Annotated in this window: 15 protein-coding genes; 9 read left to right on the forward strand and 6 right to left on the reverse strand. The window is 62.4% G+C overall.

The window, feature by feature from the left end; translation table 11 throughout:
* The first annotated feature begins 193 nt into the window (after positions 1 to 193).
* Together APH25_RS14560 and APH25_RS14565 are read left to right on the forward strand one after the other, a co-directional pair.
* Positions 194 to 733 (forward strand): MarR family winged helix-turn-helix transcriptional regulator, encoded by a 540-nt coding sequence (locus APH25_RS14560; RefSeq protein ID WP_218186309.1) that lies wholly within the window; start codon positions 194 to 196, stop codon positions 731 to 733.
* Positions 730 to 3015: an excinuclease ABC subunit UvrA gene (locus tag APH25_RS14565; protein ID WP_060482410.1), complete on the forward strand. Its 2286-nt coding sequence runs from the start codon at positions 730 to 732 to the stop codon at positions 3013 to 3015. The genes APH25_RS14560 and APH25_RS14565 overlap by 4 nt, the downstream gene beginning before the upstream one ends.
* Positions 3016 to 3071: 56 nt before the next feature.
* Here APH25_RS14565 and glyA read toward each other — a convergent pair whose 3' ends face one another.
* Together glyA and APH25_RS14575 are read right to left on the reverse strand one after the other, a co-directional pair.
* Complete coding sequence (gene glyA / locus APH25_RS14570) at positions 3072 to 4325, reverse strand: serine hydroxymethyltransferase (RefSeq protein ID WP_028631737.1); 1254 nt, start codon at positions 4323 to 4325, stop codon at positions 3072 to 3074.
* 201 nt (positions 4326 to 4526) lie between these two features.
* Complete coding sequence (locus APH25_RS14575; RefSeq protein ID WP_156333172.1) at positions 4527 to 8297, reverse strand: bifunctional diguanylate cyclase/phosphodiesterase; 3771 nt, start codon at positions 8295 to 8297, stop codon at positions 4527 to 4529.
* 305 nt (positions 8298 to 8602) lie between these two features.
* On the opposite strand from APH25_RS14575, the gene APH25_RS24995 reads away from it, so the two are divergent.
* The 3 genes from APH25_RS24995 to gdhA all read left to right on the forward strand — a co-directional run bounded on the left by APH25_RS24995 (position 8603) and on the right by gdhA (position 12392).
* Positions 8603 to 8992: a hypothetical protein gene (locus APH25_RS24995; protein WP_082428313.1), complete on the forward strand. Its 390-nt coding sequence runs from the start codon at positions 8603 to 8605 to the stop codon at positions 8990 to 8992.
* Positions 8993 to 9176: 184 nt separating this feature from the next.
* Positions 9177 to 10844: an energy-dependent translational throttle protein EttA gene (gene ettA / locus APH25_RS14585; protein WP_060482421.1), complete on the forward strand. Its 1668-nt coding sequence runs from the start codon at positions 9177 to 9179 to the stop codon at positions 10842 to 10844.
* A 207-nt stretch (positions 10845 to 11051) separates the two neighbouring features.
* Entirely contained in the window at positions 11052 to 12392 is a 1341-nt protein-coding gene (gene gdhA / locus APH25_RS14590) for an NADP-specific glutamate dehydrogenase (protein ID WP_028631733.1), read from the forward strand.
* 30 nt (positions 12393 to 12422) lie between these two features.
* Here the strand turns inward: gdhA and APH25_RS14595 are convergent, their stop codons facing one another.
* The 4 genes from APH25_RS14595 to APH25_RS14610 form a co-directional block, all read right to left on the reverse strand.
* Entirely contained in the window at positions 12423 to 12923 is a 501-nt protein-coding gene (locus APH25_RS14595) for a GreA/GreB family elongation factor (protein WP_028631732.1), read from the reverse strand.
* A 66-nt stretch (positions 12924 to 12989) separates the two neighbouring features.
* Complete coding sequence (locus APH25_RS14600; RefSeq protein ID WP_060482413.1) at positions 12990 to 13346, reverse strand: hypothetical protein; 357 nt, start codon at positions 13344 to 13346, stop codon at positions 12990 to 12992.
* A gap of 101 nt (positions 13347 to 13447) precedes the next feature.
* Positions 13448 to 15301: a DUF4105 domain-containing protein gene (locus tag APH25_RS14605; RefSeq protein WP_060482414.1), complete on the reverse strand. Its 1854-nt coding sequence runs from the start codon at positions 15299 to 15301 to the stop codon at positions 13448 to 13450.
* Positions 15302 to 15376: 75 nt separating this feature from the next.
* Positions 15377 to 15865, reverse strand: coding sequence for a DUF3015 domain-containing protein (locus tag APH25_RS14610; RefSeq protein ID WP_028631729.1), 489 nt, complete (start codon positions 15863 to 15865; stop codon positions 15377 to 15379).
* A gap of 251 nt (positions 15866 to 16116) precedes the next feature.
* Between APH25_RS14610 and APH25_RS14615 the strand changes: the two genes are divergently transcribed.
* From APH25_RS14615 to APH25_RS14630, 4 genes are all read left to right on the forward strand, one after another.
* On the forward strand, positions 16117 to 18555 hold the full coding sequence (locus tag APH25_RS14615) for a Lon protease family protein (protein WP_060482415.1): 2439 nt from the start codon (positions 16117 to 16119) through the stop codon (positions 18553 to 18555).
* A 158-nt stretch (positions 18556 to 18713) separates the two neighbouring features.
* Positions 18714 to 19052, forward strand: coding sequence for a hypothetical protein (locus APH25_RS14620; protein ID WP_060482416.1), 339 nt, complete (start codon positions 18714 to 18716; stop codon positions 19050 to 19052).
* Between the two features lie 84 nt (positions 19053 to 19136).
* The gene (locus tag APH25_RS14625) at positions 19137 to 19625 is read left to right on the forward strand and encodes a TIGR00645 family protein (RefSeq protein WP_028631726.1); all 489 of its coding nucleotides are present in this window, start codon (positions 19137 to 19139) and stop codon (positions 19623 to 19625) included.
* A gap of 92 nt (positions 19626 to 19717) precedes the next feature.
* The gene (locus APH25_RS14630; RefSeq protein WP_060482417.1) at positions 19718 to 20335 is read left to right on the forward strand and encodes an FKBP-type peptidyl-prolyl cis-trans isomerase; all 618 of its coding nucleotides are present in this window, start codon (positions 19718 to 19720) and stop codon (positions 20333 to 20335) included.
* Positions 20336 to 20382: the final 47 nt, after the last annotated feature.

Raw genomic sequence — 20382 nt, forward strand, 5'->3', positions numbered from 1 at the left:
TTTGTGTGTCATCAGGGGGTGCCTCCAATGTGTTCAACGGTGCACAAGGCTATGGCTAACCCTATGAATGGCCTATTTGGAAGCTGTTCCGGCATTTCAGTCCACGGGCTGGCTGTTAATCGCCGTTGGCACTGGATGTTTGCAGAAATACCCATTGGGACTTTTATAGTGCTTTACGAAATTCGATTGCCATTTGGAAATCATTTTGGCATTTTACTGCCGTTTATCTCTCAATAAAATTTCTTTTGGGAAACTTGATGAGGTCCTAATGTCGCTCGTGCATGCTGACGAATCCCCCGGTGCCCTGGAAAACGCCCTGTCGCATCTTCAATGCGTCCTGGTGGCGCGCCGCACCCGCTACACGCCTGAGGCGGTGAGCTGGCCACAGTACGACATCCTCGAGCTTCTGCGCTTGCAAGGCCCAGCGACGCCCTCGCTGCTGGGTGACAAGCTTGGCGCGGGGCGACCAGGCATTTCCAAATCCTTGCGCGTACTCAAAGACCTTGGCCTGGTGGAGCAGATTCAGGGCAATGGGGATCGGCGCGAGATGGTCACCGCGCTTACACTGGCGGGGCGCGACTTCCTTGTTCGTGCTGCGACGGGCAGACGTGAAGCGGCGCGCATTGCCGCAGCGGTGCTCACGCCCGGTGAACAGGCCATGTTCACTGAACTCTGCGACAAGGTCAGTTTTGCGCTGGCCAACCATGATGCCGACCAGGGAGGCAATACATGAACCCTGTACGCACGCCCTGTCTCGACATTGAAATCTTCGGCGCGCGTAACAACAACCTGCACGACGTCACGCTGAAGGTCCCCAAGCGCTGCATCACGGTATTCACCGGCGTATCCGGGTCCGGCAAGTCTTCGTTGGTATTCGACACGATTGCGGCAGAATCCCAGCGCCAGTTCAATGAAAGCCAAAGTGCTTTCGTCCGCCACCGGCTGCAGCACTATGGGCAGCCGCAGGCCGATGCGTTGCGTAATTTGCCGGCGTCGATCGTGGTTGATCAGAAGCCGTTAGGCGGCAGCTCCCGTTCGACGGTTGGTACAGCCACCGATATACAGCCACTGCTGCGGCTGCTTTTTTCCCGCATCGGGCGCCCCTTTGTGGGCTATTCCAATGTGTTCTCGTTCAACCATCCGCACGGGATGTGCCTGACCTGCCAAGGGCTGGGAAGGGTGGACGAACTGGATCTGGACCTGTTGTTCGACCGCAGCAAGTCACTCAACCAAGGCGCAATTCAGTTTCCGACGTTTGCTCGCGGCACTTTCCGCTGGAAGCGTTATGTGTACTCAGGCCTTTTCGACTGCGACAAACCGCTGGCCGATTACAGCCAGGATGAGTGGCGGACGCTGCTGTATGCCGACGACCTTGCCGTAACCAGCCCTGAACCCGGCTGGCCGTCGTCCGCGCGGTATCAGGGCGTTGTGCCACGTTTCAAACGTGCTTATCTGGACCATGAGCCCGCGCGGCTGACCCAGGCCGAGCGCAAAGGGCTTGCCCGGGTCATCACGCGCCAGCGGTGCCCGGCTTGCGATGGGACACGGCTCAACCCAGGCATCCTGTCGTGCCGTATCAACGGCAACTCCATCGCGGACTGTTCCGCCCTGGAAGTTTCTGATCTGCTGGCGTTCATCCGCACAATCCAAGAAGAAACAGTTATGACGGTGCTGTCGGCCATTGTCGAGCGACTGGAGCAGATGCGCGCCATCGGGTTGGGCTACCTCAGCCTGGGCCGCGAGACCACCAGCCTGTCGGGTGGGGAGTCACAGCGCGTGAAGATGGTCCGCCACCTTGGCAGTAGCCTTACCGACATCGCCTACATATTCGACGAGCCCAGCGTAGGGCTGCATCCGCGTGACGTTGACCAGCTCAATGGCTTGCTGCGTAGCCTGCGCGACAAGGGCAATACGGTGCTGGTGGTAGAGCACGACCCTGATGTGATTGCCATTGCCGACCATGTCGTGGACATGGGACCACGCGCCGGGAAAGACGGCGGGCAGTTGGTGTATCAGGGGGATGTGGCTGGTTTGCGACAGGCCGATACGCTCACAGGGCGCTACCTGCGACGGCCAGTTGCCCCGCTCGCAGAGCGAGAGAGGTGTACCGCGACGCCGCCCATCACCTTGCAAGGCCTGTTCCTGCACAACCTGCACGATGTCAGTGTCTGCATTCCCACTGGCGTGCTGACGGTGGTGACCGGCGTGGCCGGGTCCGGCAAGAGCACACTGGTCAACTGCCTGCTCCCTCGCCATTGCCCACACGCTATCCTGGTCGATCAGAAAAGCCTGGGGGGGACGCGGCGTTCGTCAGTTGCGAGCTACATCGGCGTACTTGACGAGATTCGTGCGGGTTTTGCGCAAGACAGCGGTCAGCCGGCCAGCCTGTTCAGTAGCAACGGCCAAGGTGCCTGCCCTGGCTGCAAGGGCCTTGGGACCGTGCAAACCGACCTGGCTTTCATGGACAGCGTCGAAACGCCTTGCGACGCGTGCAGCGCTACGGGGTTCAACCAGGCGGCGCGCTCAGTCACCTGGATGGGCTGCAACATTTCCCAGGTCCTCGCGTTATCTGTTGATACCGCCAAGGAGCATTTCAAGTGCTGTGAAAACATCAGCGAGCCATTAAGCAGGCTCTCAAGAGCAGGGCTTGGCTATCTCTGTCTTGGGCAACGGTTGAGCACCTTGTCCGGCGGCGAGCGCCAGCGCGTGAAACTGGCCAGCAAGCTGGTGGATGAAGGGAGTTTGTACGTCCTGGACGAACCGACTTCCGGCTTGCACATGTCCGATGTGGACCAGCTGCTTGGGATTCTGGACGACCTGACGCAGAGGGGGGCTACCGTGGTCGTGGTTGAACACAATCTGGACGTGATCGCCCATGCAGACTGGTTGATCGAGATGGGCCCTGGCGCCGGCAAGCAAGGTGGGAACATTATCTTCGAGGGTGTACCGGCCGCTATGATCCGCTCTGCGGAGTCAGTGACCGGGCCGTTTCTGCGTCGCCACTTGGCCGCCTAGCAGCAGGCACAAAAAAGCCCGGTATCAAACCGGGCTTCTTCAACTCAACGCTGCGATCAGTTGCCGTAAACCGGCAGCTTCTTGCAGATGGCCTTGACCTTCTCGCGAACGGCGTCGATCACCGCTTCGTTGTTCAGGTCAGCCAGGATGTCGCAGATCCAGCCGGCCAGTTCACGGCATTCGGCTTCCTTGAAACCACGGGTGGTAACGGCCGGGGTGCCGAAACGCAGGCCCGAGGTGACGAACGGAGAACGTGGGTCGTTCGGTACCGAGTTCTTGTTGACGGTGATGAAGGCTTTGCCCAGGGCGGCGTCTGCATCCTTGCCCGAGATGTCCTGTTTGATCAGCGACAGCAGGAACAGGTGGTTCTTGGTACCGCCAGACACCACGTCGAAGCCGCGCTCGATGAACACGCTGGCCATGGCCTGGGCGTTCTTCACCACTTGCTCCTGGTAGGCCTTGAACTCAGGCTGCAGGGCTTCCTTGAAGCAGATGGCCTTGGCGGCGATGACGTGCTCCAGCGGGCCACCCTGGGCGCCCGGGAATACGGCAGAGTTGAGCTTCTTCTCGATCTCTTCGTTCTTGCGCGCGAGGATCAGGCCGCCGCGCGGGCCGCGCAGGGTTTTGTGGGTGGTGGTGGTGACCACGTCTGCGAACGGCACCGGGTTCGGGTAAACACCCGCAGCCACCAGGCCGGCCACGTGGGCCATGTCGACGAACAGGTAGGCACCGACCTTGTCGGCGATAGCACGGAAGCGGGCGAAGTCCAGCACCTGCGAGTAGGCCGAGAAGCCGGCAACGATCATTTTCGGCTTGTGCTCGACCGCCAGGCGCTCGACTTCGTCGTAGTCGATCAGGCCGTTGCCGTCGATGCCGTACTGGATGGCGTTGTACAGCTTGCCCGAGGAGCTCACGGAAGCACCATGGGTGAGGTGGCCGCCGTGGGCCAGGCTCATGCCCAGAATGGTGTCACCGGCCGACAGCAGCGCCAGGTAGACCGCGGCGTTGGCCTGGGAACCTGCGTGTGGCTGAACGTTGGCGTAGTCGGCGCCGAACAGCTGCTTGGCGCGGTCGATGGCCAGTTGCTCGACCACGTCGACGTACTCGCAACCGCCGTAGTAGCGCTTGCCTGGGTAGCCTTCGGCGTACTTGTTGGTCAGCACCGAGCCCTGGGCTTCCATGACAGCCGGGCTGGTGTAGTTTTCCGAGGCGATCAGCTCGATATGCTCTTCCTGGCGCAGTTCTTCTTGCTGCATGGCTTCGAAGAGCTCGGCGTCGTACTTGGCAATGGTCAAATCACGGCTGAACATGGCGGTCCTCAAGGATCGGGGTGAATTGGGGGGGCATTCTAACCGATTGCTCCGCAGCTGGCATATGAAGTGGCATCAAGTCGCGGACCAAAGGGCCTCATGTTGCAGGCCGCGCCGTTTGTGGGCTGGAGGTGGGCGAGAGTTGACCTGAAAGTCCGGTTTCAATAGGCGTAGAGCACCGCGTGCCGCGCTCTGGAAACGTCAGTCGAACATGAACAGCGTTTCGTTGGCGAACTGGGCTTCGAACTGGTGGGCTGGCATGGGCCGCCCGAACAGGTAACCCTGCACTTCGTCGCAACCGTGCTCACGCAGAAACTCCAGCTGCTCATGGGTTTCGACACCTTCGGCGATCACTGCCAGGTTCAGGCTGTGGGCCATGGCGATGATGGCCCTGGCGATCTGCGCATCCTGCTCGCCAGCTGGCAGGCCATCGACGAAGGTGCGGTCGATCTTGAGCACGTCGATGGGGAACTGCTTGAGGTAGTTGAGCGACGAGTAACCGGTACCAAAGTCATCCACCGCAATGCTCAGCCCCAGGTTTTTCAGGCCGGCGAGAATCTGCAGCGCCTCAGTCACCTCCCGCATCAGGATGCTCTCGGTCAACTCCAGCTCCAGGCACGCCGGTGGCAGGCCGGTTTCATCCAGGATGTTGGCGATGCGGGTGCCCAGCTGGCCGTCGGAGAACTGCCGCGCCGAGATGTTCACCGACACCTTGGGCACCCGCACCTTGGCCTTGTGCCAGGCCTTGAGCTGACGGCTGGCTTCGCGCAGCACCCAATCGCCCACGTCCACCACCAGGCCCAGTTCCTCGATCACCGGGATGAAGTCGCCCGGCGGCACCAGGCCTCGGGTTGGGTGCCGCCAGCGCAGCAGCGCCTCGGCGCCGGTCAGGCGCTTGCCGTCGCCGCTGAACTGCGGCTGGTAGTAAAGAATGAACTCGTTCTGCTCCAGCGCGTGGCGCAGGTCGCTCTCCAGCTCCAGGCGCTCCAGGGCGCTGGCGTTCATCTCGGCCTGGTAGAACTGGAAGTTGTTCTTGCCCCGCTCCTTGGCGTGGTACATGGCTGTGTCGGCGTTCTTCATCAGCTGGCTGAGCTCGCTGCCATCTTGCGGGCTGAGGGCGATGCCGATACTGGCGGTAACGAAGAACTCGCGGTTTTCCAGCACGAACGGACGCACCAGGCTGCCAAGGATGTTCTCCGCCACATGGATGGCGCGGTTCAGGGCCAGCTGGCGGGTGGCCCGTGGCTGCAGCAGCAAGGTGAACTCGTCGCCACCCATGCGCGCCACGGTATCGTCGTCGTCCACGCAGGCCAGCAGGCGCTGGGCCATGTCCTTGAGCATGCGGTCGCCGGCGGCGTGGCCCAGGGAGTCGTTGATCGGCTTGAAGCGGTCCAGGTCGAGGAACATCAGCACCACCCACGCCTTCTGCCGCTCGGCTTGCTGCAGGGCGTTGTACAGGCGGTCCTGGAACAGCGTGCGGTTGGGCAGGTGGGTGAGGGCGTCGTAGTAGGCCAGGCGGTGAATGCGCTGTTCGCTGGCCTTGCGCTCGCTGATGTCGGTGAAGAAGCATACGTAGCTGGCCAGGTCGCCTTCGTCATCCAGCACGGCGGTGATACCCACCCAGGCCGGGTAGTGATCGCCATCGCGGCGCTTGAGCCACACTTCGCCTTCCCAGCTGCCGCGCTGGTTCAGCTGCTTGAGGATGTAGCCCAGGTGCGCCTGCTGCTGCTCGTTCATCACCAGCATGCCCGGCAGTTGGTCCAGCACCTCGCTGACCGCATAGCCGCTGACGCGGCTGAACGCTTCGTTGGCCTGCACGATGTAGCCAGCCGGGTCGGTGATCAGGATCGCCGACGTGGAGTGCTCGAATACCGTGGCGGCCATGCGCAGGTCTTTTTCGGCGCGGCGTTGCTGGCTGATGTCGCGGCCCACACCCAGCACCCCTTCAAAGCGCTGGTCGTCGTCCCACACCAGCACCAGGCGCAGTTCGATCGGGATCTTGCGGCCGTCGGCGCGCAGGCAGTCGAACAGGAACAGTTGCATCGGCAGATGGTTGCGCAACTCGGCCAGTTGGGCCGGGTCGTCCATGGCCTTGCTGACGCGCTCCATCAGGCCGTAAATGCCGGTGAGCTGGGCCGGGTTGGCGATGATCGACTGCCAGCCGTTGGCGAAAATCCAGTCGGTCTGGTAGCCCAGCACGCTTTGCACCGAAGGGCTCACATAGTCCAGCTTGAGCTGGCTGTCCGTGGAGAAGATCACATCGCTGATGCTCTCGGCCAGCATGCGGTAGCGTTGCTCGCTGTCGCGCAGCGACTGGCTGGCTTCGATCTGCACGGTCACATCCTTGCCAACCCCGATGATGCGTGTCACCTGGCCGTCTGCGTCGCGGGCCAGCACCTGCTCACGGATGTCATAGCAGCGCCAGTTGCCATCGCGGTGGCGGAAGCGCAACTGGCAGTGCAGTGGCTGGTCGTGCCCGGTATCACGTTGTTGCTGGCGCAAGGCCTTGTAGTGTTCGGCATCTTCAGGGTGCAGCAGCAGCTCCCAGAAGCGGTCGCCCATCTGGGCCAGCTCGGTGCGATCGTAACCCAGTGTCTGGCCCAGGTGACGGTTGCTGAAGATCATCCGCTGGCTGTGCACATCCTGCACGTACAGCTGGTCTGGCACGGTGCGGACCACGTCCGACCAGAAGCTTTCGCGCTCCAGCAGTGACAGTTCCACCTTCTTGCGGCTGGTGATGTCGCTGATGCTCAGGATCACGGCCTGGTAGTCCCGGCGCTGCTGCGGCAGGCGTGCCATCAGCCACAGGTGCAACTCGCCACCGAGTGGGGAGGGCAGGCGCACTTCCAGCTCCAGCAAGGCGCGCTGCTCGATCAAGGCATCGATCAGTTGCATGCCGACGCTGTCGCGGCCATTGCCGCTTTCGTCGAACAGGCGCTGCCAGGCCCCTTCATGGCTGTCGATGTTCAGCAACTGGCGGGCCACCTGGTTGACCTCGGTGATCTTCAGTTGCTGCAGCAGTGCGCGGCGCAGGTTTGGCTCCAGGGCCAGGCTTTGCTTGAGCGCTGCGCGGTTACGCACGTGGTACCGGTCCAGTTGCCCGGGCAGGCTGGACAGGTCCAGCACGCACAGCGCTACGCCAGTGCCTTCGAAAATTTCCTGGTAGCGCCGGCGGTCTTCCTGCAATGCGCGCTGGCGGCGGCGCATGTTGATCAGGGCCAGCAGCGGCAGCAGGGCGCAGATCAGCACCAGCACGCACTTGCCGATCAGCGCGGGCAGCAGCTTCTGCCGCGCCAGATGCGCGTCGAATTGCCCGCGCAACTGCCAGGTGCTGTTGTCGATGAACGCCAGCATCACGCTCTGCAACGGCGCCTGGCTGCTGTGTGAGGACAGATGGCGTTGCAGTACATCGCCGCTGCGGCTGTTTTCCAGCAGCCATTGCGGGTGGCTGGCGCCGTTCAGGCGGTCGGTAAGGGTGCTGTAGTAGCCAGGTGACAGGCGCAGCAGCCAGTAGCCGCGGTCCTGCTCGGGCGCCTGGCGCAGCAGCAGGTAGAGCGTGCGGTTGTCGGCGGCGTTGGTGAAAAAGTAGGGGCGGCCTTGGTTGAGCTTGAGCAATTCGTCGATCAAGGCGCGGTCGCCCGCACCCGGCAGGCTGTCGACACGCGAACGGCCCGCGTTGTCCAGCCACGCCACGCTCTGCAATGCGGGGATCCGTTCGCGCAGCACGCCGACCAGCGCACTGACCGCAGCCGGGGCCGGCGCTTTGACGTAGGGCTGCATCACATTGATGGCCTGCTGCGCCTTGAACGCCATGTTCAGGCTCAGGTGGTCGGCCAGTTCCGTGGTGGCATCCAGGCTCTTCTTGCGCAGCTCGGCCTGGGTGTTGTTGAACTGGGCGAACAGCTGCCACAGCAACAGGCCCAGCAGCAGCAAGGCCAGCAACGCCAACGCACCCTTGATCGACCCGCGCATGCTGGTAGCGGGCGCCTGGGGCGCGGAACGCGATGAAGGCGGTAGCGTGTGATTGGTCAAGCGTCGATCCTGCGATTGGGCTGGCGATGGCAGGTAGGGTCATGCGCGGCGGCTGCCGGTGCCTGGCTGCCATACCGCGGTGGCGCACTATAAGCCGGACACTCGAAACCGGCTAGCATGCCTAGCATTGTGGCAAAGTGCCAGCGCTGTTCACCGTGTGCCGTGGGCCCTGGTTCGGCAAGCCCCTGCAACCTGTGCGAGAATGCCGCCCGCTTCACATGACAACGCATCGGAGATGTTCGGTTTTGGTTACTCACTTTTCCACCAATGGCCTCGATTCCGCCTGTGGGCGCAGCAGTCAGACCCTTGTCAGCACTGCCGTGACCGAGGACGTATCCTGCAAGACTTGCCAGCGCTCGCTGGTAAAACCCGCCGCCGCTACCAAGGCCAAGGCGCCATCGCTGGCCGAGTTGCGTACCAGCGCCAGGGCAGCTGCGCAACCGGCACCTGTAGCTGTGGCCAAGCCAGGCGCCAAGCCGGTCGCCACGCCTTCCGCCACGTCGGCACCTGTGGCCTCTGTACAGCCAGCGCGCAGCGGTGGTTTCAGCGTCAAGTCGGCCTGGGCTTCGCGCCTTGCCGAGCAAGGTGAGCGTTGCCGCTTGCCACGCGGCAAGGCCAGGCAGCGCCACGTCTGACCCCGCGCTGGCCGCAACATCTGCAGGCCAGCGCCCCTTTTCTCGACCATTAGCCACGCCTATGCAACGCGGCGCGTTGGCGTAGAATGGTCCACTTTGTTCAACGACACCCGACCGTGACTCCCCTGGCCATCGCCGGGGCGCTCGTCGATGTCCTTACTTATCTGAATGAGAGGGCTTGGTTTTGGCTCAATACGTCTACACCATGCATCGGCTGAGCAAGGTCGTGCCGCCGAAGCGGGAAATTCTCAAGAACATTTCCCTGTCGTTCTTCCCGGGCGCCAAGATCGGTGTACTCGGCCTGAACGGCGCGGGTAAATCGACACTGCTGCGCATCATGGCGGGTGTCGACAAGGAGTTCGACGGCGAAGCCCGCCCGATGCCCGACATCAACGTGGGCTACCTGCCGCAGGAGCCGCAACTGGACCCCACCAAGTCGGTGCGCGAAGTAGTGGAAGAAGCGGTCAGCGTAATCAAGGACGCACAGGCCCGCCTGGACGAGGTCTACGCGGCCTACGCCGAGCCCGATGCCGACTTCGACAAGCTGGCCGCCGAACAGGCCAAGCTCGAAGCCATCCTGCAGGCTGCCGACGGCCATAACCTGGAGCGCCAGCTGGACGTGGCGGCCGACGCCCTGCGCCTGCCGGCCTGGGATGCGCGCATCGAACACCTGTCCGGCGGTGAAAAGCGCCGTGTAGCCCTGTGCCGCCTGCTGCTGTCGGCCCCCGACATGCTGCTGCTGGACGAACCGACCAACCACCTGGACGCCGATTCCGTCGCCTGGCTGGAGCGCTTCCTGCACGACTTCCCGGGCACCGTGGTAGCCATTACCCACGACCGGTACTTCCTCGACAACGTTGCCGGCTGGATCCTGGAACTGGACCGTGGTGCGGGTATCCCGTACGAAGGCAACTACTCTGGCTGGCTGGAAGCCAAGTCCGATCGCCTGGCGCAAGAGTCCAAGCAGCAGAGCGCCCACGAGAAGGCCATGAAGGAAGAACTGGAATGGGTGCGCAAAGGCGCCAAGGCCCGCCAGTCCAAGTCCAAGGCGCGCCTGCAGCGGTTCGAAGAAATGCAGTCGCAGGAATTCCAGAAACGCAGCGAAACCAACGAGATCTACATCCCGGCTGGCCCGCGTCTGGGTGACAAGGTCATCGAGTTCAAGAACGTCACCAAGGGCTATGGTGACCGCGTACTCATCGACAACCTGTCGTTTGCCATGCCCAAGGGCGCCATTGTGGGCGTGATCGGCGGTAACGGTGCCGGTAAGTCGACCCTGTTCCGCATGCTGATGGGCAAGGAACAACCGGACTCGGGCAGCATCGAGATTGGCGAAACCGTGCAGCTGGCCTGCGTGGACCAGAGCCGCGAAGACCTGGACGGTGGCAAAACGGTGTTCCAGCAGATTTCCGACGGCTCCGACCAGATCCGCATCGGCAACTACGAGATCCCGTCGCGTACCTATGTTGGCCGCTTCAACTTCAAGGGCGGTGACCAGCAGAAGTTCGTCAAGGACCTGTCCGGTGGTGAGCGTGGGCGCCTGCACCTGGCCCTCACCCTGAAAGAGGGCGGCAACGTGCTGCTGCTCGACGAACCGTCCAACGACCTCGACGTTGAAACCCTGCGTTCGCTGGAAGAAGCCTTGCTGGACTTCCCTGGCGCCGCCATCGTGATTTCCCACGACCGTTGGTTCCTGGACCGTGTAGCCACGCACATCCTGGCTTACGAAGACGATTCCAACGTGGTGTTCTTCGAAGGCAACTACACCGAGTACGAAGCCGACCGCAAGAAGCGCCTGGGTGATGCTGCTGCCCAGCCTCACCGTGTGCGCCACAAGAAGCTGGCCCAGTAAGCCGCTTTCAGCTGCACAACGATGGGGCCTTCAAGGCCCCATTTTTGTGCCTGTAATCGGCAAATAGCGTTTTATTTTGTATACATTTATATAAAACGCACCAAATAATTTCATTAAAACGACATCGCGCCCTGTTGCAGGGCGATTGCTTCTTGGTACATTCCAGAGAAAACCAATAAGTCCAATCCTCTTGGTGAGATGTCTACCATGATCGAATCCGTCGACGATTTCCTCGCACGCCTGCAGCAGCGTGACCCCGGCCAACCGGAATTCCACCAGGCCGTGGAAGAGGTGCTGCGCACCCTCTGGCCGTTTCTTGAAGCCAACCCCCATTACCTGCAGGCGGGCATTCTCGAGCGCATGGTGGAGCCTGAGCGCGCGGTGTTGTTCCGGGTTTCCTGGGTGGATGACCAAGGCAAGGTGCAGGTCAACCGCGGCTACCGCATCCAGATGAGCAGCGCCATCGGCCCGTACAAGGGCGGCCTGCGCTTCCACCGGTCGGTGAACCTCAGCGTGCTGAAGTTTCTGGCGTTCGAGCAGGTATTCAAGAACTCCCTGACCTCCCTGCCCATGGGCGGTGGCAAGGGTGGTTCGGACTTCGACCCCAAGGGCAAGAGCGACGCTGAAGTGATGCGCTTCTGCCAGGCGTTCATGAGTGAGCTGTATCGCCACATCGGCGCTGATTGCGATGTGCCGGCTGGCGATATTGGTGTGGGTGCCCGCGAGATTGGCTTTATGTTCGGCCAGTACAAACGCCTGGCCAACCACTTCACGTCGGTGCTCACCGGCAAGGGCATGACCTATGGCGGCAGCCTGATCCGCCCGGAGGCAACTGGCTACGGCTGCGTGTATTTCGCCGAAGAAATGCTCAAACGCCAGAACCAGCGCATTGATGGCCGTCGTGTGGCCATTTCGGGCTCAGGCAACGTTGCCCAATACGCGGCGCGCAAGGTCATGGACTTGGGCGGCAAGGTTATTTCGCTGTCTGACTCCGAAGGCACGCTGTACGCCGAAGCGGGCCTCACCGATGCCCAGTGGGATGCGCTGATGGAGCTGAAAAACGTCAAGCGTGGGCGCATCAGCGAATTGGCCGCGCAGTTTGGCCTGGAATTCCGCAAGGGCCAAACCCCGTGGAGCCTGGTGTGCGATATCGCGTTGCCCTGCGCCACCCAGAACGAGCTGGACGTGGACGATGCCAAGGCGCTGCTGGGCAATGGCTGCATCTGTGTAGCCGAAGGCGCCAACATGCCTACCACGCTTGCGGCTGTGGATATCTTCCTGGAGGCAGGCATTCTGTATGCCCCTGGCAAGGCCTCCAACGCCGGCGGCGTGGCCGTGTCGGGCCTGGAAATGTCACAGAACGCCATGCGCCTTCTGTGGACGGCCGGTGAAGTGGACAACAAGCTGCACGGCATCATGCAGTCGATTCACCATGCGTGCGTGCATTACGGCGAAGAGGCCGGCGGCCGCGTCAACTACGTCAAGGGTGCAAATATCGCAGGCTTCGTGAAAGTGGCGGATGCGATGCTGGCCCAAGGCGTAGTCTGACCCGCCCGCTATCAGGGCCGCGTCGCGGCCCTAGTCTGCTTCACCGTCGATCCGCACAACCTCGATCACCCGGTCACCCGCCGGTCGGTGCCAGGCCACCTCGTCCCCAGGCTCAGCACCGAGCAGCGCCCGCCCCAGGGGCGAGCCCCAGTTGATCAGCCCGCGCCCGGCGTCGGCCTGGTCTTCCCCCACCAACTGCACTGTCTGCTCCAGCCCATCCTCATCAGCAAACGTGACGCGGCTGCCGATGGCGACCTTGCTGGATGACTGGGCAGGGGGCATCACCTGGGCGCTCTGCACGCGCAGGGTGAAGTAACGCAGGTCACGCTCCGTGTCGGCCAACCGCTGCTTGTCTCCGCGCTCACCCTGCGCCGCCAGCTCACTGCGCAAGGTGTTGAGGCTGGCCACGCGGGCCTGCAACTGGCGCAGGCCACTGGCGGTTACATAGTTGGGTTGTTCACTCACATGCCGCTCTACCGGTTGATCGGCCTGGGCGGCGGCTTGGTCTTCGTTGACGAATGCTCGGCTCATGGTGGCCTCCTTGTGCAGAGGACCATCATGGCAGGCTGAGGGTTTCAACGAATGCCCAGTAGCGACTCAGTCGGGGCGCCAGGCCCGGGCTGCGCCGCGGTCCTTTTCCTGCTGCCAGTCGCGGTCGCGCTGGTCCCAGAAGCGCTGGTGGTATTGCTGCTGCTCGGCGCTGTCCTGCGTGGCCTTGCACTGGCGGAAACCATCGTCCCAGCCGGTTTCATACTGCGGCTCATGCAGGTAGCGCGGCACGTTCTTGCGAAAGTCGCCCACCATCACACCGGCGGCCTGCCGACCACTGCTGCACCCATCCTGAAAGCCGTCGGCATAGGCGGGGGGGTAGCCGCGCCCGACCATCTGATCGTGGGTGCTTTCGCACCCCGCCACCAGCAACGCAACGCACAAGCCCAACCCGTACCGCCACATGGCCACCCACCCTCCAGCTGTTGATAACCAGTCTAGAGGGCAGTTTGTCGCGGTGCTGTCAAAACAGTGTCAAAGAGTCGCGGGTTCTACAGCGAGACTCACTAGTAGTGATACCACTTTACTTCGAGCATCACCTCGTTCTGTGCCGTGGCCAGGTGGCTGAACCCGCGTGAGGCACTTAGACGCAGCCCCAGGTTCTGGCTGATCTCCCACTGCTGGTTCAGGCTAAGGCTGCGGCGTACTTCGCCGTTGGTGAAGTAGTCCCCCTTGGCTTCGAGCGTCATGTTGCCCAGCCCGTTGCGCCACAACAGCCCGCCGTTGAACCCCGCCGCCGGTGCAATGAACTGGGCAAAATCGTTGTGGTGCTCCACCCGCACTGTGCCCAAGGCAAAGCCCAGCAAACCGTCGGCCAGTTGCCAGGTGCCGCCGGCGCCGCCGTTCACGTGGCTGACCAGCACCTCGTCGTCATGCTTGCCCGGTACCCGCTCCAGGCCACCGGCCACCTGCCATGACCAGGGTTTCAGCAGCTCGTTGCGCGGTGTCAGCGAGCGGATGGTGGCGAGGTCCAGGCGTTGCACCTGCCAGTCATTGCCTTCGTACTGGCGCACCTTCAACTGCAGGATCTCGATCTGGGCGCCGAGCGGGAAGCCATAGGCGTTGTCGTTGAGGTCGTGGTAGGCCATGCGCAGGCCGTACTCGGCGAAGGCGCGGTCTTCCCGGGTGCCTACCCCAAGCTGCCAGGTACGCGAATCGTGGCCGTCTTCGGGGAGCCCCGGGCGCTCAATCTGCAAGGGTGGCGGCGGGTTGGTATTGATCGCGCGCAGCAGCTCGAAGCTGCGCTTGGCTTGGCCGGGGTCGCGCTCCTGGCCGTTGGCCCGGTAGCGCTCCAGGCGATAGGCGGCGTCCTGCACCAGTGCCTGACGCTCCCGGGGCAGTGCCTTGAATTCGGGGCTTTGCAGTTGCGCAGTGTCGGCACTCACGGCCAGCACCTGGCGTTTTTCGTCATGATCCAACGGTGCTGCCCGCGCCAACAGTTCACGTTCGCGCGAAGGGCGGTAGATTTCGCTGGCCACCAGGCCGGACTGCTTTACCGCCTTGACCGTGTCGGTAGGGATGGCCGTAAGCGGGAACTGCGAGGTCAGGTCCAGGCCTGGGCGCGCCACCTGCAGCAATTCCAGCAGGCGGTAGGAGCAGTTCTCGTCGAAGAAGAAGTAGTCGAACTGAATCTGCTTCAGTTCCCACACATGTTCCACCATGCGCCCGGTTTCTTCCGGGGTCAGGTCCAGCTGGTACTCCCACAGGTCGCGGTTTTCCAGGCTGCGGTATTCGGAGAGCTTTTCCTGGTAGGGCATCAGTGCGAACAGGCCAGGGTAGCCGCCCGCCAGGCCTTTCCAGGCATACAGGATGCTGTTGTCGCTGCCTTCGATGTAGGCACCGAAGTTGATCGCGTAACTGAGCAGCGTGGTGTCGTCGCTGCGGGTGGTGGACTGGTCGATGCGCAGCAGGGTATGGCCGAACATGGACGATGGGCTGTTCAGGTAAGCCGCCGGGAAGATCAGCGCCGCGCTGTGTGGGTCGATCGACTGGTACCAGGTCTTGAATGCCTGGCAGTCCGGCTGTGGCAGGCCTTGCAGGCCGAGTTGCTCACGCAGCCAGCGGGTGCGGGCCGGGAACACGCATTGAGCATGCTTGTCGCCGAGGCTTGCCGGTGCGTACAGGGCCTCTACGGTGGCCTTGAGTTCGCGGTCCGGGTGGTGTGCGCCGTCCTGCGCCAGGAAAAACGCATCGTCGTCCACATAGCTGCGCCAGCCACCCAGCTTGCCCGTTTCATAATGACCAAGGGCTATCCAGTAGGGGGTGTTTGCCAATTGCTGAAGGCGAGCCTGGTCGATGTGCGGGGCGGCATGAACAGGGGCGCAGGCTAACAGCGCCAGGGAAGCGAGGCGTTTGAACATAGGGGGCAACTACTTCCAGACGATGCCGAAGAGAAGGCGAAACCCGCCCCGGGGCCGGGGCGGGAAAAGCGGCAATTACGCCTCGGTAGCGTACTTGGCCAGGCGTGGGTCGTTCTTCAGAACGGCCAGGGTGTTGCTGTGTACGGTTTCAGCGTTGACGTCGGCGCTGCTGAAGATCTGGTTGAAGTGGTCGTGGGTGACCGATGCGAAATAGCCGCGGTCTTCCGGTGCCACGCCCAGTACCACGGCGTAGGTGGTCAGCGCTTCACCCTGGCCCATGGCCATGTCTTCGGAAAGCTCATTCATCATGCCGTTCATGGCGAACCAGGACTTGCCGCCGTAGGTCAGCGAAGCCTTGGTGGAGCAGCCGTTGGTGCCGGAGGTCATGCCGAAGGTGGCGTTACCGGAAGTGCCGTTGGTGGTGGAAGCCAGGAAGTGCGCAGGGGTGCCGCGCTGGCCTTCGAACAGCATGTTGCCCCAGCCGCAGTTCGGCCCGCCTGGTGCATCGGCCATTGCGTTGAGCGAGGCCACGGTGAACAGAGTACCCAGAAGAATCCGTTTCATAGCTTTATTCTCTATTTGACTTAAACCAAGGGTCAGGTTTCTGGCAACTCGATTGCCAGGTCGGGAAAGCATTTCACCCACCCGCGCAGCTTGGAGTTTAGGCGCGATCTAAAGGTTGCGTCACTGATTGCGAAAAATTTGCCTGCACAAGACACCGTCGCACCTGCGACATAAAGTTTTTATAGCCTTGCAACCCTCGCGCAGGCGGCGCCAGAATGCTGCCATCTGCCCCGCCGAAGTAAGGAAACCCAATGCCCGATCCTGTCGCTGCGCGCCTGCGTCTTGCGCCTGAAGCCCTGACCCGGCGTTTCTCCCCCGAGCAGTTTGCCTTTGCCAATACCGACGATCTGGAGCCGTTTCGCGGAGTCCTGGGCCAGGAACGTGCTGTCGAGGCCCTGCAGTTCGGCGTGGCCATGCCGCGCCCTGGTTACAACGTGTACGTCATGGGCGAGCCCGGTACCGGGCGTTTCTCGTTCGTCAAACGCTACCTCAAGGCCGAGGGCAAGCGTCAGCAGACGCCGGCCGACTGGGTGTACGTCAACCACTTCGACGATAACCGTGAGCCCCGCGCCCTTGAGCTGCCTTCGGGCACGGCCGGTGAATTCATCGCCGACATGGGCGGGTTGATCGACAACCTGCTGGCAACCTTCCCGGCAGTGTTCGAACACCCCTCCTACCAGCAGAAAAAAGGCGCCATCGACCGCGCCTTCAACCAGCGCTATGACCGCGCCCTGGATGTGATCGAGCGGGCATCGCTGGAAAAGGACGTGGCCCTGTACCGCGACGCCAGCAACGTCGCGTTTACCCCGATGGCCGACGGCAAGGCGCTGGACGAAGCTGAATTCGCCCAGTTGCCGGAAGAGGTGCGCGAGCAGTTCCACGAAGACATCGCCCTGCTCGAGGAGCAGCTGAACGAGGAGCTCGCCAGCTTGCCGCAGTGGAAGCGCGAGTCCAACAACCAGCTGCGCCAGCTCAATGAAGAAACCATTACCCTGGCGCTGCAGCCACTGCTGGCGCCATTGTCGGAGAAGTACGCCGAAAACGCGGCCGTGTGCGCTTACTTGCAGTCAGTGCAGTTGAATCTACTGCGCACGATAGTCGAGCAACTGGTCGATGACAGCAAGACCGACGCCGTGGCGCGCAAGCTACTCGAGGAGCAGTACGCGCCGAGCCTGATGGTTGGCCATCATGTCGATGGCGGCGCGCCGGTGGTGTTCGAACCGCACCCCACCTACGACAACCTGTTTGGCCGCATCGAATACAGCACCGACCAGGGCGCGCTGTACACCTCCTACCGCCAGCTGCGCCCCGGCGCGTTGCACCGTGCCAATGGCGGCTTCCTGATTCTTGAAGCCGAGAAGATGTTCGGCGAGCCGTTTGTATGGGATGCCCTCAAGCGTGCCTTGCAGTCGCGCAAACTGAAGATGGAATCGCCGTTGGGCGAGCTGGGCCGTGTCGCCACCGTCAGCCTGACCCCGCAGATGATCCCGCTGAACGTGAAGCTGATCATCATCGGCTCGCGCCAGTTGTATTACGCGCTGCAAGACCACGACCCGGACTTCCAGGAGATGTTCCGGGTGCTGGTGGACTTCGACGAAGACATGCCCATGGTCGACGAAAACCTGGAACAGTTCGCCCAGCTGTTGCGCACCCGCACCAACGAGGAGGGCATGGCCCCGCTGACCAGTGACGCCGTGGCCCGGCTGGCTACCTACAGCGCCCGGCTGGCGGAAAACCAGTCGCGCCTTTCTGCCCGTATCGGCGACCTGTTCCAGCTGGTGAGCGAAGCGGATTTCATCCGCCAGCTGGCCAGTGACGAGATGACCGATGCCGGCCACATCGAGCGTGCGCTCAAGGCCAAGGCCACGCGTACCGGGCGTGTTTCGCAGCGGGTGCTGGACGACATGCTGGCCGGCATCATCCTGATCGACACCCAGGGCGCAGCCATCGGCAAGTGCAACGGGCTGACCGTGCTGGAGGTCGGCGACTCGGCCTTCGGCATGCCGGCGCGTATCTCCGCCACCGTTTACCCGGGCGGCAGCGGTATCGTCGACATCGAGCGTGAGGTCAACCTGGGCCAGCCGATCCACTCCAAGGGGGTGATGATCCTCACCGGGTACCTGGGTAGCCGTTATGCCCAGGAGTTCCCACTGGCCATCTCTGCCAGCATTGCCCTGGAACAGTCCTACGGTTATGTGGACGGCGACAGCGCCTCGCTGGGCGAGGCTTGCACGCTGATTTCCGCCCTGTCGCGCACGCCGCTCAAACAATGCTTTGCCATCACCGGTTCCATCAACCAGTTTGGTGAGGTGCAGGCAGTGGGTGGGGTGAACGAGAAGATCGAAGGCTTCTTCCGCCTGTGCGAGGCACGTGGCCTGACCGGCGAGCAGGGTGTGATCATCCCGCGCGCCAACGTTGCCACCCTGATGCTCGACGAGCGCGTGCTGCAGGCAGTGGAGAACGGCGTGTTCCACGTGTATGCGGTGAGCCAGGCAGACGAGGCCCTTAGCCTGCTGGTGGGCGAGGAAGCCGGGGCGCCCGACGACAAAGGCCAGTTCACCGAAGGCAGTGTCAACGCGCGTGTGGTCGAACGGCTGCGGGAGATCGCCGAGATGATCAGCGAGGAAGACATCGAGAAGGCAGAAAAAGAACGCCTCGAAGAGGTGATCGCCCAAGCCAAGCCGGCTTGAGTCAATAAACCGGCGCTGACGGCCATGTGCTACCGTTCGGCGCCGGTTTTCCATCTTTTCTCGCTGTTCCTCTATGCTGGAACTTAGGGACAGTATCAAGGTTCAGGATGGAAACGGCCTGGTGTTCAGGCCGATCTCGGCTCTAGGGGGACGCGGCCATGCGCAACCTCAGCCTCACTCGCCAGTGCCTGGGCCTGGTGACTCGAATTGAATGCAGCATTCGCCCGCTGGCCGGCGATACCGGCATGTGGACGTTGCTGTTCGCTGCGGGGATGGCGGGCGAGCAACCGTCGGCCATCAAGGCCCAAGGGCCGTTTCACGGGCCTGTGGTGGCAGAATCGGTGTTGAATGCCATTGTCGACAGCCTGACCCTGCACGGTTACCAGTTGAGTGAAGAGCCGCAGATCTGGTGCCTGCATCTGCAGGCGCAGTTGCGGCGGATCAACGGCGAGCGGTGCAGGAACCTGGGTGATTACCAGTTTCATCCTGAGAGTTGAGGCAAGGGCCCGGGCTTTTGCTGTAACAGGTGGCTGGCTATACTCGCCGTCGTTTTTCCAGTCACCTACGAGCCCCAACCCTCCATGGAACGTATTCTTGAAAATGCGATGTATGCCTCTCGCTGGCTGCTCGCTCCCATTTACTTCGGCCTGTCCCTGGGCCTGCTGGCGCTGGCGCTGAAGTTTTTCCAGGAAGTGGTTCACGTCCTGCCCAATGTCTTCGCCCTTAGCGAAGCCGACCTGATCCTGGTGATTCTGTCGCTGATCGACATGTCGCTGGTAGGCGGCCTGCTGGTGATGGTGATGATTTCCGGCTACGAGAACTTCGTCTCGCAGTTGGACATTGATGAGAGCAAGGAAAAGCTCAACTGGCTGGGCAAGATGGACTCCTCGTCGCTGAAGATGAAGGTCGCCGCCTCGATCGTGGCCATTTCGTCCATCCACCTGCTGCGAGTGTTCATGGACGCCCAGAACATCTCCACCGAATACCTGATGTGGTATGTGATCATTCACATGACCTTCGTGCTGTCGGCGTTCTGCATGGGTTACCTGGACAAGCTCACCAAGCACTGAGCCGCTTGCCGCTGGCAGCCAGCAGTGTGCTAGGCTGCTGGCCCTTTTCACCAAGGGCGCGGCTTCGCTGCGCCCTGCTGCGGAGCATGACAATGTCCGAACTCAACCTGTCTACCGACGAAACCCGCGTCAGCTACGGCATCGGCCGTCAGCTGGGCGGCCAGCTGCGTGACAACCCGCCACCGGGCGTCAGCCTGGAAGCCATCCTGGCCGGCCTGACCGACGCGTTCAACGGTGCAGACAGCCGCGTCAGCGAAGCCGATCTGTCGGCCAGCTTCAAGGTTATCCGCGAAGTGATGCAGGCCGAAGCGGCTGCCAAGGCAGAAGCCGCTGCTGCCGCTGGCAAGCAGTTCCTGGCCGACAATGCCAAGCGCGACGGCATCACCACCCTGGCTTCTGGCCTGCAGTTCGAAGTGCTCACCGCAGGTGAAGGCGCCAAGCCGTCCCGCGAAGACAGCGTACGCACCCACTACCATGGCACCCTGATCGACGGCACCGTGTTCGATAGCTCGTACGATCGTGGCCAGCCGGCTGAATTCCCGGTGGGTGGTGTGATTGCTGGCTGGACCGAAGCCCTGCAACTGATGAATGCCGGCAGCAAATGGCGCTTGTATGTACCGAGCGAGCTGGCCTACGGCGCGCAAGGTGTGGGCAGCATCCCGCCGCACAGCGTGCTGGTGTTCGACGTCGAGCTGCTGGACGTTCTGTGATGCCCTGAGGGCCGCATTTGTGGGAGCGGGTTTACCCGCGAAGCAGG

It is taken from the genome of Pseudomonas sp. NBRC 111119 (genome assembly GCF_001320125.1).
GTDB lineage: Bacteria > Pseudomonadota > Gammaproteobacteria > Pseudomonadales > Pseudomonadaceae > Aquipseudomonas > Aquipseudomonas parafulva.